Annotated in this window: 8 protein-coding genes; 3 read left to right on the top strand and 5 right to left on the bottom strand. The window is 71.4% G+C overall.

Features of this window, described 5'->3' with window-relative positions:
- Window positions 1-85: 85 nt before the first annotated feature.
- The 3 genes from pepN to AS594_RS25695 all read right to left on the bottom strand — a co-directional run bounded on the left by pepN (window position 86) and on the right by AS594_RS25695 (window position 3,889).
- Entirely contained in the window at window positions 86-2,578 is a 2,493-nt protein-coding gene (pepN, locus tag AS594_RS25705; protein ID WP_069935407.1) for an aminopeptidase N, read from the bottom strand.
- A 97-nt stretch (window positions 2,579-2,675) separates the two neighbouring features.
- A complete protein-coding gene (locus AS594_RS25700; RefSeq protein WP_069929234.1) occupies window positions 2,676-2,990 on the bottom strand; it encodes a chorismate mutase in 315 nt (104 codons plus the stop codon).
- Between the two features lie 11 nt (window positions 2,991-3,001).
- A complete protein-coding gene (locus AS594_RS25695) occupies window positions 3,002-3,889 on the bottom strand; it encodes a helix-turn-helix domain-containing protein (protein WP_069929233.1) in 888 nt (295 codons plus the stop codon).
- A gap of 129 nt (window positions 3,890-4,018) precedes the next feature.
- Between AS594_RS25695 and AS594_RS25690 the strand changes: the two genes are divergently transcribed.
- Window positions 4,019-5,779 (top strand): glycoside hydrolase family 35 protein, encoded by a 1,761-nt coding sequence (locus tag AS594_RS25690; RefSeq protein ID WP_069935406.1) that lies wholly within the window; start codon window positions 4,019-4,021, stop codon window positions 5,777-5,779.
- Window positions 5,780-5,896: 117 nt separating this feature from the next.
- Here AS594_RS25690 and AS594_RS25685 read toward each other — a convergent pair whose 3' ends face one another.
- Window positions 5,897-9,058: an endo-alpha-N-acetylgalactosaminidase family protein gene (locus tag AS594_RS25685; RefSeq protein ID WP_079148750.1), complete on the bottom strand. Its 3,162-nt coding sequence runs from the start codon at window positions 9,056-9,058 to the stop codon at window positions 5,897-5,899.
- A gap of 105 nt (window positions 9,059-9,163) precedes the next feature.
- A complete protein-coding gene (locus tag AS594_RS25680) occupies window positions 9,164-9,949 on the bottom strand; it encodes a S1 family peptidase (RefSeq protein WP_069929230.1) in 786 nt (261 codons plus the stop codon).
- A 368-nt stretch (window positions 9,950-10,317) separates the two neighbouring features.
- On the opposite strand from AS594_RS25680, the gene AS594_RS25675 reads away from it, so the two are divergent.
- Window positions 10,318-11,235 carry a hypothetical protein gene (locus tag AS594_RS25675; protein WP_069935404.1) on the top strand — a complete coding sequence of 306 codons (918 nt, stop codon included), beginning with the start codon at window positions 10,318-10,320 and terminating at the stop codon, window positions 11,233-11,235.
- A gap of 23 nt (window positions 11,236-11,258) precedes the next feature.
- The gene (locus AS594_RS25670; protein WP_069929228.1) at window positions 11,259-12,782 is read left to right on the top strand and encodes an ankyrin repeat domain-containing protein; all 1,524 of its coding nucleotides are present in this window, start codon (window positions 11,259-11,261) and stop codon (window positions 12,780-12,782) included.
- Window positions 12,783-12,825: the final 43 nt, after the last annotated feature.

Here is a 12,825-nt window from a genome sequence, read left to right as displayed (position 1 = left end):
GGCGTGAGAGCCGGACCAGAGAGCCTGCTCCGGGGGCGGGACGCGAACCACCCCCGGAGCAGGACGGGCGCCGGCCCCCGGCGGCTCAGTTCCCCCGTACCGTCAGGGCTCGGCGCAGGTCGTCGAGCTGGTCCACGAGCTTGCGGCGCAGGGACGGGATCGGTTCGGCGTCGCGCAGGAAGTCCTCGCCGAGGCGCAGGGAGTCCTTGTCGACGGCGAACTGGGGGAAGGCGTAGCGGCCGGCGGCCTCGGCGATGGCGGGGCCGCGGCGGTCTGCGACGGCCTTGGCGTCGCGGTAGTAGCGGAGGACGTAATCGCTTGTGAGCGCGGTCTGTTCGGGCTGCCAGAAGCCCTGGGCGGTCGCGCTGAAGAGGTAGTTGGACAGGGTGTCGTCCTCGAACATGCGGGTCCAGGCCGCGGCCTTGGCCTCGGGTGTGGGCAGGGCGGCGCGGCAGCGGGCGGCGCCTTCCTGGCCGGTGGCGCTGGGGTCGCGGTCGAGTTCGGCGGCGATGGCGCTTTCGTCGGTGGCGCCGAGTACGGCGAGGCGGCGCAGGATGCGCCAGCGCAGTTCGGGGTCGAGTTCGGGGCCGCCGGGGACGCTGCCGGTGTGGAGCCATTCCTGGATGCCGTCGGGCTGGCTGGCGGCATCGATGAAGTGGCGTACGGCGGTCAGTCGCAGGCCGGTGCCGTTGCCGTCCTCGGTGCGGCGGATCAGGTCGCGGCAGATGTTCCGGAGGGTGGCGAGGGCCGCAGGGCGTTCGGCCGCGCCAAGGTAGCGGTCCGTGGCCTGGCCGTGGGCGAAGGCGAGTACTCCCTGGACGATCGCGAGGTCGGTTTCCTCGGGGAGGTGGGCGAGCGCGGTTTCGAGGTACTCGACCGGTCCGAGTTCGCCGTCGCGGACCATGTCGCGCAGCGTGTTCCACAGCACGGCGCGGGTGAGGGCGTCGGGGACGGCGGAGAGGTTGCGCAGCGCCGGTTCTTCGGACCGTTCGTCGAGGCGGATCTTGGCGTAGGTGAGGTCGCCGTCGTTGAGTACGACGAGCGCGGGGCGGCGGCCGGGGCGGCCCGTCGCGGATTCGCCCTGTGGTACGTCGACTTCGAAGCGCTCGCGCAGGATCAGGCTCGCGCCGTCGATGGGGTCGCGGTCGTACGCGCCGACGGCGAGGCGGTGGGGGCGGGTGCCCTGCTGGTCGACGGTGACGTGCCACATGCCGTCCGCCTCCGTGACGGCGGGGGTGAGGGTGTCGACGCCGGTGGTGCGCAGCCATTGGCCGGCCCAGGCGTGGACGTCGCGGTCGGTGGCGGAGGCGAGGTTGTCGAGGAAGTCGGCGAGGGTGGCGTTGGCGAACTTGTGGCGGGCGAAGTGGGTGTTGATGCCGGCCAGGAAGTCCTTCTCGCCGAGCCAGGCGACGAGCTGGCGCAGGGCGGAGGCGCCCTTGGCGTAGGAAATGCCGTCGAAGTTGAGCAGGGCGGACGCGGTGTCGGGGACGGCGTCCGGGTCGGGGGCGACGGGGTGGGTGCTGGGGCGTTGGTCGGCGTCGTATCCCCAGCCCTTGCGGGCGACGGCGAAGTCGGTCCAGGTGTCGGTGAAGCGGGTGGCTTCGGTGAGGGTCTGGTAGCCCATGTACTCGGCGAAGGACTCGTTGAGCCAGATGTCGTCCCACCACCGGAGGGTGACGAGGTCGCCGAACCACATGTGGGCCATCTCGTGGGCGATGACCATGGCGCGGGTCTGGCGTTCGGTGTCGGTGACGGCGGAGCGGAAGACGAACTCGTCGCGGAAGGTGACGAGGCCGGGGTTCTCCATGGCGCCGGCGTTGAATTCGGGGACGAACGCCTGGTCGTAGGAGTCGAAGGGGTAGGGCTCCTCGAACTTCTCGTGGTAGCGGTCGAAGCAGGCGCGGGTGATGTCGAGGATCTCGTCGGCGTCGGTGTTGAGGTACGGCGCGAGGGAGCGGCGGCAGTGGATGCCGAAGGGCAGGCCCGCGTGTTCGGTGCGTACGGAGTGCCAGGGGCCGGCGGCGACGGCGACGAGGTAGGTGGAGATGAGGGGGGTGGGGGCGAGTGTCCAGCGTCCGGCCCCCTGGTGGTCCGCGACGCCGTTGCCGAGGACGGTCCAGCCTTCGGGGGCGGTGACGGTGAGGGCGAAGACGGCTTTGAGGTCGGGCTGGTCGAAGGCGGCGAAGACGCGCTGGACGTCTTCCAGGAAGAGCTGGGTGTAGACGTACGTCTCCCCGTCGGTGGGGTCCGTGAAGCGGTGCATGCCCTCGCCGGTGCGGGAGTAGCGCATGTCGGCTTCGACGCGCAGCTCGTGCTCGCCGGCGGTGAGGCCGGTGAGGGGCAGGCGGTTCCCGGCGAGTGCTTCGGGGTCCAGGGGCTGTCCGTCGAGGGTGACGGTGCGCAGGGCGGCGGGCTTGAGCTCGACGAAGGTGTCCCCGGTCGTGCGGGCGGTGAAGTGGATGACGGTGCGGGAGTCGAAGGTCTCTTCGCCGCGGGTGAGATCGAGTTCGATCGTGTACCGGTGGATGTCGAGGAGCTGGGCTCGGGTCTGCGCTTCGTCGCGCGTCAGTACGGACATGGGGACATGCTGCCCGATGGGGTGCGGGTGGCACAGCGGGTCCTGGTACGTCGTGAGCCCCCTGCCGGAGCAGGCCGGGGGCCACCGGTGACCGCTTCTAGGACTTCGCGATCGTTTCGTGGTGGCGGATGACCTCCGCGATGATGAAATTGAGCAGTTTTTCGGCGAAGGCCGGGTCGAGTTTGGCGCTTTCCGCGAGTTCGCGCAGGCGCACGATCTGGCGGGCCTCGCGGGCCGGGTCGGCGGGCGGCAGCTGGTGCCGCGCCTTGAGGAGGCCGACCTGCTGGGTGCACTTGAAGCGCTCGGCGAGCATGTGGACGACGGCGGCGTCGATGTTGTCGATGCTGTCGCGCAGCCGGCCCAGTTCGGCGATGACGGACTCGTCGATTTCGCTGGATTCGCTGGAGGTCATGGTCAGCGAGCTTACGTCGGCCGGGTGGCGATGGTCGGTGGGTGTTCGGGATCTGGGATCCGGTGGCTCCAGCCGCCGTGGACGGTGCGGCCCTGCTGGTCCCGGAAGCGGACGGGCGCCGTGCCGACACGGCGGGTGAAGAGGCGGGAGAAGTAGGCGGGGTCGTCGTAGCCGACGCGGCGGGCGACGGCGGCGACGGGGAGCTCGGTGGCGGCGAGGAGTTCCTTGGCGCGGCCGAGGCGGATGCCGAGGAGGTAGTCCTTGGGGCTGCATCCGGCGGCCCTGCGTACGGCGGCGCGCAGCTCGGCGGGGGTCATGCCGTGGCGGGAGGCGTGCTCGGCGACGGACAGGGGCTGGAAGGCGTCGCGGGCGAGGGCCTGGAGTACGGGGTCTCCGTCGGCTCCGACGTCGGCGCGGGCGCGGCGCAGTGCGACGAGGAGTTCGTGGACGGCGGCGCCGGTCTCCACTTCGAGGAATGGGTTTCCGCGGCGTGCGGCGCGGGCGATGCGGCCGACGGCGGCGCGGGCGGCGGCGGTGTCGGCGAGGGGGACGACGGGGCGGTCGGGTTCTATGTAGCCGAGTTCGGTGTAGGTGGTGGTGGCGGGCCCGGTGAAGTCGACGAAGCTCTCGTCCCAGCCGGTGGCCGGGTCGGGGCCGTAATGATGCGGAACACCCGGTATCAGCCAGATGAGGGCGGGTGCGGTGACGGCGACGCGGCGCCCGTCGGGGTGCCGGTACCAGCCGGCGCCGGCGCTGACGACGACGGCGACGTGGTGGTCGAGGGTGCGGGGGCCGACGGCGGGCAGGGCTCCGTGCTGGAGGCCGACACCCAGGCAGACCAGCCCGAGCTTGTGGTGGGTGGGGCTGGGGGTGAAATAGCGCATCCAGGTGTGGTACATCCGCTTTGCTCCTCCCCGACCGCTCGTATGCGTTCCGTTGTGTCCAAACAGCGCTGATCTTTGTCCATGGACCGCTCGGCCGCCAGAGGGTGACGCTGAGGCGCTGTTGGTGGAGCGAGAGGCGGGACCGTGGCTGACTTCACGGTGGGTGAGTCGGACTTCGAGCTGGACGGGCGGCCGGTGCGGCTGCTGTCGGGGGCGTTGCACTACTTCCGGGTGCACGAGGGGCAGTGGGGGCACCGGCTCGCGATGCTGCGCGCCATGGGGCTGAACTGCGTGGAGACGTACGTTCCGTGGAACCTGCACGAGCCGGAGCCCGGGCGGCTGCGTGACGCGGGGGCCCTGGGCCGGTTCCTGGACGCGGCGCGGAAGGCGGGGCTGTGGGCCGTCGTGCGCCCTGGGCCGTACATCTGCGCCGAGTGGGAGAACGGCGGGCTGCCGCACTGGCTGACCGGTGCGCTCGGCACGCGCGTGCGCACGCGCGACGCGGAGTACCTGGCGCACGTGGAACGGTGGTTCGGGCAGTTGCTGCCGCAGGTGGTGGCCCGGCAGATCGACCGGGGCGGCCCGGTGATCATGGTGCAGGTCGAGAACGAGTACGGCAGCTACGGGTCGGACCAGGTGTATCTGCGGCACCTGACGGCGTTCCTGCGGGAGTGCGGGGTGAGCGTTCCGCTGTTCACTTCCGACGGTCCCGAGGACCACATGCTGACGGGCGGTTCGGTGCCGGGGGTGCTCGCGACGGCGAACTTCGGGTCGGGGGCGCGCGAGGGCTTCGAGACGCTGCGCCGGTACCAGCCGTCGGGTCCCCTGATGTGCATGGAGTTCTGGTGCGGCTGGTTCGGCCACTGGGGTGCGGAGCCTGTCGTACGGGACCCCGCGGACGCGGCGGCGGCGCTGAACGAGATTCTCCGGTGCGGCGCCTCGGTGAACATCTACATGGCGCACGGGGGCACGAACTTCGCGGGCTGGTCGGGAGCGAACCGTTCCGGGCGGCTCCACGGGGGCGAGCTCCAGCCGACCGTGACGTCGTACGACTACGACGCGCCGGTCGACGAGTACGGCCGTCCCACGGAGAAGTTCTGGCTGTTCCGCGATCTGCTGGCGCTCTACCAGGACGGCGGGGCGCCGCTGCCGGGCCTGCCGGCCGCGCCCGACGTGCTGGGTGAGCCGGTACGGGCCGGGATCACGCAGTGGGCGCCGCTCGGCGACGTACTGGAGGTGCTCGGTGGACCGGAGACCGAGCGCGCGATGCCGCCGACGTTCGAGGACCTGGGGGTCGACCGGGGGCTTGTCCGCTACCGGGTGGAGGTGCCGGGGCCTCGGCAGGCGTATCCGCTGGGCGTGACGGGGCTGCGGGACCGGGCGGTGGTGTACGTCGATGGGGTCCGGGCGGGGGTGCTCGACGGCGGGGCGGACGACTACGCGGCGCTGGAGGAGCCGGTCGCGGGGCCGGCTTCGGTGGAGCTGTGGGTGGAGTCGTTGGGGCGGGTCAACTACGGGCCGCGTGTCGCCGAGCCGAAGGGCATCACGGGCGGCGTTCTGCACGAGCGGCAGTACCTGCACGGCGTGCGGGCGCGGGGGCTGTCCCTGGACTCGTTCGAGGACGCGGGCGCGGTGGGGAAGGTCCCGTACCGTTCCCCGGAAGCGGGCGCGTCGGGACTGTTCCGGGGAACGTTCGAAGTCCGGGGTGCGGGTGACGCGTCGCTGAGGCTCCCGGGCTGGGAACGGGGCTTCGTCTGGGTGAACGGCTTCTGTCTGGGCCGGTACTGGGCGGTGGGCCCGCAGGAGTCGTTGTACGTTCCCGGGCCCGTTCTGCGGGAGGGTACGAACGAGGTGTGGGTGCTGGAGCTGGAGAGTTCCGGGGAGCGCTCCCCGGAACTCTCCTGACTGACGCCGTACGGCGGGGGGTCCGGTCCGTCCGTAGTAAGGACCGGCCCTCCTGGGCGCTGCCCCTTACACCTCGCGCTCCTTCACACCTCGCGTCCCTCTACACCTCGCGTTCCTCTACACCTCTCGGACTTCGAAGGTGTCAAGGACGAACTCCGCCGTCCCGTCGTCGCCGGTCTTGCGCAGCCCGACCCACGTCTCCCCCTGGGCGGGTGCGGTGAACTCGTAACTCAGCAGGGTGGGCCGCGTCGCGACGGGCAGCGCCTGGCGGTGGAGTTCCCGGGTCGCCGGTTCGTCGGCACCGGTGATCCACGCGTACTGCCCGGCCTTCTCGTTCTCGTAGCGGAAGGAGACCCGGTAGCGTCTGCCCGCGTCGAAGCGGACGGTGTGCTGCACGGTCCGGTAGACCAGTCCGTAGTTCTCGCCGCGCGACTTGAGCGATTCCGAGCCGTCGATGACGTCGTCGATCACCTTGCCGTTCCAGCCGCGCTGGGTGAACGGTGCGTGCCGCTGCGCGATGTGGGTGCGCGGGTCGGTGGAGCCGCCCGCGTCGCCCTTGACGAAGACGCCCCACCCCTGCGGCACGTTCTCGAAGTCCTCGAAGGCGACCGTTCCCGGCTTCGTGGTTCGCTTCGCGGGAACGATCCGGACGTTGTCGAAGCGCACCCGCGCGTCGCCCTCACCGGCCCGCAGAGCCAGGTCCACCCTGCCCCCGCCCTCCGGCACGGTGAAGTACGTGAACATCCGCTGGAAGCGGGTGTCGTGCTTGCGGTCCGCGGCGACGAGGTTGACGGCCGTGGAGGAGTCGGTCCAGTTCTCCGCGGTGGTCCCGTCGGCGGTCCGTACGGTGAGCGCCGCGCGCCGCCGCTCCCCCGCGGTCGCCCCGACCTCGACCTGTACGGACGCGGCGTACGTTCCGGGCGCAAGGCGCGCGAGGCGCTGTCCGACGGAGGCGGCGGCGCCCGCACCGATGACCAGTTCGTAGTCGCCGGTCGCGCTCAGTTCGACGGAGGCAGGCCCGCTCACGTCCCAGCCGGCCAGGGAGCCGGAGCTGAATCCCGGGTCGCGCAGCGGGGTGGCCTGCCCCCAGCGCGGGTCGGCGGCCGCCGGCAGCCGGGTGCGGTGGACGACGTACGGCTGCTTCGCCTCGGCGTCGATGGTGACCCTGCCAAGGCGGACGGGCACCTCGCGGACGTACTGCCGTCCCTGGTCGGTGAGCTTGTAGAGCGCCACCTTCGAGACGCCCGCCCAGCCGCGCGGCAGCTGCCAGCCGCTCCTGCCGCCCGCCGGGTTGTAGTGGTAGAGCCGGTGGGGGTCGGTGGCCTCGCGCGGCTCCCAGGGCAGCAGGTAGCGCCCGGCGTCGTACACGGTCCGCCCGTCGGTGGTGATGCGGCGCGTGCCGTCCGCGTCGCTCACGGATGTCTTCGTGGGGCCGAAGAAGGTGATCTCGTGTGCGGCCCAGGTCCTGACGGGGTACGCCTGGAGGTACTTGGCGGGCAGGCTGTCGGTCCAGATCTGCTGGTAGAAGGTGTTCCAGTCGGTCTTGTTGACCCAGCCCTCGAAGTTCCCGGTGCGCGGGATGCCGAGAAGGGTCGGCCACTTGTCGGCGAAGACGTCCTTCTGGTGGTTGCGGATGAAGCGGATCAGCTGGGAGTTGATGCCGCGCGAGGTGTCGCCGCCGTAGTCGGTCTCGGTGGCCCAGTGCGCCCACAGGGCCGAGCGTTCCAGGCCGTGGCCCCATTCGGTGGTGACCTGCCAGCCCTGTTCGCGCAGTGCCCTCTGCAACCGGTCGGAGGTCCAGCCGGACTCACGGAAGACGTCGATGTAGAGCATGTTCAGTGCGGGGTCCGTCTCGTCCCGCAGGTCCTGGAAGCGCTTGACGATGTCGCCGGACACCAGATCGCGCCGCTGGTCGATGCGGTAGCTCTGGTCGAGCCAGTCCCACTGTTCGTTGGTCTTGTCGACGAGCGTTTCCGAGAACGCGTGCGCGACGGGGTACGACTCCGTGGCGTTCACGTGAACGCCGAAGTCGCTTCCCCACGCGCGCCCTTCACGCATCAGGGTGTTGAGGTCGGCGAGACCCCCTGCGCGCTTGTTGTGGTTGCCCGCGTAGTCGGGGTGGGCGGAGTCGTGGCCTTCCGACTGGTAGCCCTTGAGGAGCGTGTACTGGCGCAGCCCGTCCGTCGCGAGACTGACGCGCTTGACGTTGTCGAGCGTCGCGAGGAACGGGTTGGTCGCCTGGCTGGCGAAGTTGAAAGGGATGTGCGGAACGACGCGCAGGTGCTGCTCGTCCGCGCCCAGCGGATTCACCATGATGTCGCGGAATGCGATGGCGGCGTCCTGCCAGTCCACGACGCCGTCGCCGTTGCGGTCACCGGTGATGACGACGGTGGCGTACGGGAGCGGTTCGGTGGCGTTCACGGGAGCGGTCGCGGCGCGGTGCGTCCACTGTCCGCAGGACAGCTGAGCCTTGACGTAACCCTCCCTCTTGAGGGTCTGCCGCCACAGCCGCCCGTTCTCCCAGGTGGTGCCGGCCGCGCTGTCGGGTTTGTCGTACGACGTGTTGGTCTCGACGGCGCCGCCGAGCCGGTCGTGGGCGACGACGGCGTACGCGCAGCCGAGCGGGGCGGCGTCGGGGACGGTGTCGGCCGCGGGCTTCACGAGCGTGTCGCCGCTCTTCGCCTTGTCGAGCTGGACACGGGCGGCGAGGAGTGCGGCGCCGGGCTGGTCGCTGCGTACGGACAGGAAGGCGAGTGAGGGGATCTGGAGGGTGCCGACGCGCAGTGCGGTGGTGTCGGTGATCTCCGTGACGCGCCAGTCGACCTGCCGGCCGGTGACGCGGATCTCCACGCGTATCTCGGTTCCGCCGTCGAAGGCCAGGGTGTACGCCGCCTGGTCGCCGTCGGCGCGGGAGCTCACTTCGGGGGTACGTGCCGTTCCGTCGATCAGCACGGAGGTGACCGGGTCCTCCTGCCCGTACAGCGTCGCGCCCGTGCGGCGGTCGGTGTACGAGACGATGCGCGGGAAGCTCGGGTCGACCCGTACCTCCAGTTCACGGGAACGCAGCACCGTCTCGGCCTCCGCCGCCAGGGCGACGGCGGACGGCCCGGCGAGGACGAGGCCGGCGCCGCCCGCCAGTGCGGTGGCGGCGGTCGCGGCGGTGGCGGCCACCACGGTCCTGCGGCTCGGTCCCGGGTCTTGTGCGTGCACGCTCGCTCTCCTGTCGCTCGTCGGCTGGTGTGCACGCCAACATGCGCCGGGAGGGACGGGTGCGCCCATGGACAAAGGAGGAGCGGGTGTTGGACTAACGCGTCCGGACCCGCCCCTCCGATGCGGTGCTTCAGCGCATCTGTACTTCAGCGCCTCAGCACTTCAGCGCGTGCCTCACAGTGTCGCCGCGGCCTTCTTGATGTCGGCGGCGAAGGTGGATACCTCGGTGTACACGCCCGGGTAGTCGGGCCGGGCGCAGCCGGTGCCCCAGCTGACTATGCCGACCTGTATCCAGGCCCCCGCGTCGTCCTTGCGGAACATGGGGCCGCCCGAGTCGCCCTGGCAGGTGTCGGTGCCGCCCTCCTCGACGAAGCCGGCGCACAGTTCCTCGGCGGGCACGAGTTCGTTCCCGTACGCCCTCTGGCAGGTGGCGTCGTCGACGAACGGGACCTTCGCCTTGAGGAGGTAGCGCTGCTGGCCGCCACCCTCGGTGGCCGCGCCCCATCCGGCGATGTCGAACGTGCCCTTGTTGTACGTGTTCGTGGTGGCGATGCCGAGGGTCGGCAGACTGATTGGCCTGGCGAGCTTGATCAGCGCCCAGTCCTTGCCCTTGCCGTTGTAGCCGGGGGCCTGGAGGACCTTGGTGGACTTCACCTTGATGGCGCTGCTGCTGCGCAGGTCGACCACACCGGCGGTGGCGGTGATGCCGGTGTTGTTGCCCGACCCGCTCACGCAGTGGGCGGCGGTCAGGACGATGTCCTGGGCGTAGAGCGAGCCGCCGCAGCCCATCGAGAGCCGGACCATGAACGGGAACTCGCCCTGGGCGGCGCGGGTTCCGCCGACGACGGGTGGCGTCGAAGCGGAGGCCGCGGACGCGCCGGCGGGCTGGAGGCTGACCGCGGCGAGGATCACTGCGCCTGCGGCGGCACATCTCTTGAAGGCACGCAGAAGGTTCTTCAACGAATTGCCTCTCGTGGGAAACCGTGGGGGGTCGTTGTGCTCACGCGCGGCGGACAGCACGCACACCAGCGAGAAACATGGCATGTGCCCGTCAAAGCGTTGTTGGATTATGCGGAGCGTTTCACCCGCTCGACAAGGGAGGCATTCCAGCCACAGCCCGCGCACCCGCCACAACCGGCCGTCGCCCGGCGGGCCGTCCACGGCCCGCCCACGGCCACGTCCACGGCCCGCCCACGGCCACGTCCATGGCCCGCCCTCGGCCCGTCCACGGCCCGTGCCGGTCCATCGAGCCCGTCCTGCGCCGCCGAATCGGCCTACAGTGGAGACCTGTTCACCGTCGTACCGGACGTGTGGGGGTGAGTTCTGACGTGACCAGCGGGAGCGAGGTCGTGCACGGCTACCCGCACCTGGCAACCGTGCGGTCCGCCCTCGCCGCGCTGCACAAACGGCTCTCGTACGACGGTGTGCACTCCTACGCCCCGAGCGTCCTCCCCGTCGACGTGGCCTTCTCCGACCAGGACGATCTCCACCTCGGCACCCAGCGCGTGGCCCGTGCCCTCGTCCACCACCTGCGGCTGCCGGACGCCCGCGTGATCGTGAGCTTCCGCGAGATGGAGCACGCCGCGAGCGTGGAGCTCGCGGCGGGGCCGGAGTACTTCATGGAGCTCAACGACCGCTTCAGGACCCACCGCAACGACATCGGTGCCGCCCTCGCGCACGAGATCACCCATGTGCTGCTGCACCGGCTCGGCCTCGCCTTCGCCGGCCGCCGCGACAACGAGATCCTCACCGACACGGTGACGACGTATCTCGGGGCGGGCTGGCTGCTGCTCGACGCGTTCCGGGAGGACGACGTGTCCAGCCAGAAGCTCGGCTACCTCACCCCGGAGGAGTTCGGGTACGTCCTGGCGAAACGGTCGATCGCCTTCGGTGAGGACCCCTCGCCCTGGTTCACCAGCGCGCAGGCGTACACGGCGTACACGAAGGGTCTCGCGCAGGCCCGCCGCGACGAGCAGCAGCCACCGCTGACCGCCGCCGGCTGGGCGGGGCGCCGGCGGTACGCCAAGGAGCGGCGGTACGCGCAGGAGAACAGCAGCCGTACCCACCACGGTTCCCCCTCCTCCGCGTCGTCCCCCGTGTCGTACGCCTTCGAGGGAGGAGGGCGCGACACGCTGCGCGTGTCGTTCCCGTGTCCGACGTGCCAGCAGCGCCTCCGCGTTCCCGTGAACGGCCGGATACGGGCGCGCTGCGCGCTGTGCCGCACGGTTCTCGAATGCGACACGTGAACACGCACACGTAGGGTCGCACCATGACGAACGATCCCGCGGCGGGTCCGCAGACACTGTTCGAAGCGGTGTACGAGGGCGGGGACGACTCCGTCGTACGGCTGCTGCGCTCCGGCGTACCGGCCGAGGCCACCGACGACGAGGGCGAGACCGCGCTCTACAGAGCATCCGTACAGAACCGTCCGGGCATCGTGCGACTGCTGCTCGCGGCGGGCGCCGACCCCGACCGGGCGAGCGGCCGGGAGGGCGGTGACCTGCCCCTGTGCGGCGCCGCGGTCGGCGGCCACACGGAGGTCGTGGAGGCCCTGCTGTCGGCGGGCGCGACGCCCGACCTGCGCGAGGCTCTGGGGTTCACCGCGATGGCGTGGGCCGTCCGCCAGGGGCACGCGGACACCGTCGAGACGCTTCTGGAGTACGGCGCCGATCCCGACCTGCCCGCTCCTGGTACGGAGGCGCCGCTGGTACTGGCCGCGCGGCGCGGGTCCACGGAGACCGTACGGGCCCTTCTGCGGCACGGCGCCGCCGCGCGGCAGGAGGCGCTGGAGGAGGCCCGGCGCTGGCTGGGAGTCGACGTGGAACAGGAGCTGCGTGCGGGCCTTCTGGCAACCTTCGCCGACGGGTCGGCCAGTGGCGAGGAGCCCGAGACGGTCACCAGTCTCGTCGAGGAGGACGGCGGGGTGACCGTCGTGGTGGAGCTGCTGCGGAACGGCAGGCCGTCGGCCGGAACGGAGCAGCAGACCGGGCACGCCGCGATCGCCACTCTCCTGGAGGAGCGGCTGGGCGTCCGTACCCCCTTCGAAGAGCTCGCCGAGCGGGCCCTGGGTGCGGGTGACCCCGGCCGGGACGAGTGGATGGAGTCGGTGGCCGCGCTGTGGAGGCGTGGTGACGAGGAGACGTTCCGGGCGGCGGCCGAGTGGTGTGCGAGCGGCGATCCGCTGCGGCAGGCGTTCGCCGCCGACGTACTGGCGCAGCTCGGCTTCGAGCAGGGCGGGAAGCCGTTCGCGGCCCGTGCGCTGCCGCTGCTGCGGGAGCTGGCACGTGAGGCGGGGGATTCCGATTCCGAGCTGGCCCAGGCGGCCGTGCTGGCGCTGGGGCACCACGGTGACCCCGCGGCCCTTCCCGAGATCCTGCGCCACGTCGGCCACCCCGACGCCGATGTACGTCACCGGGTCGCGCTGTCCCTCATCGGGCTTGTCCCGGCGGGTCACCAGGAGGGCACGGCGGCGCTGATCGCGCTCAGCGGTGACCCGGACGACGAGGTGCGCGACTGGGCGACGCTGGCGCTCGCCGGTCTCGACGCCGATACGCCGGAGGTCCGAGAGGCGCTGGCGGACCGCCTGGAGGACCACGATCCGGACACGGCGGCGGAGGCGGCACGCGGTCTGGCGGCGCGCGGTGACGCCCGCGCGGTCGACGCGCTGGCCCGGCTGCTGCGGGAAGAGGATCCGGAGGGGTACGCGTACGCGACGGCGGTCGAGGCACTGGAGCACGTGAAGGACGCCCCCACACGACGCCGCCTGGAACGCACGCCACCGCGCTACCGCTAGCGCGTTCGCGGGGGCGCGGGGCTGCGTGTGACGGCCGGGCTGC

The sequence above is a fragment of the Streptomyces agglomeratus genome (genome assembly GCF_001746415.1).
GTDB lineage: Bacteria > Actinomycetota > Actinomycetes > Streptomycetales > Streptomycetaceae > Streptomyces > Streptomyces agglomeratus.
Note: the sequence above shows the minus strand (reverse complement) of the source record. Positions and strands in the feature narration are given on the sequence as shown.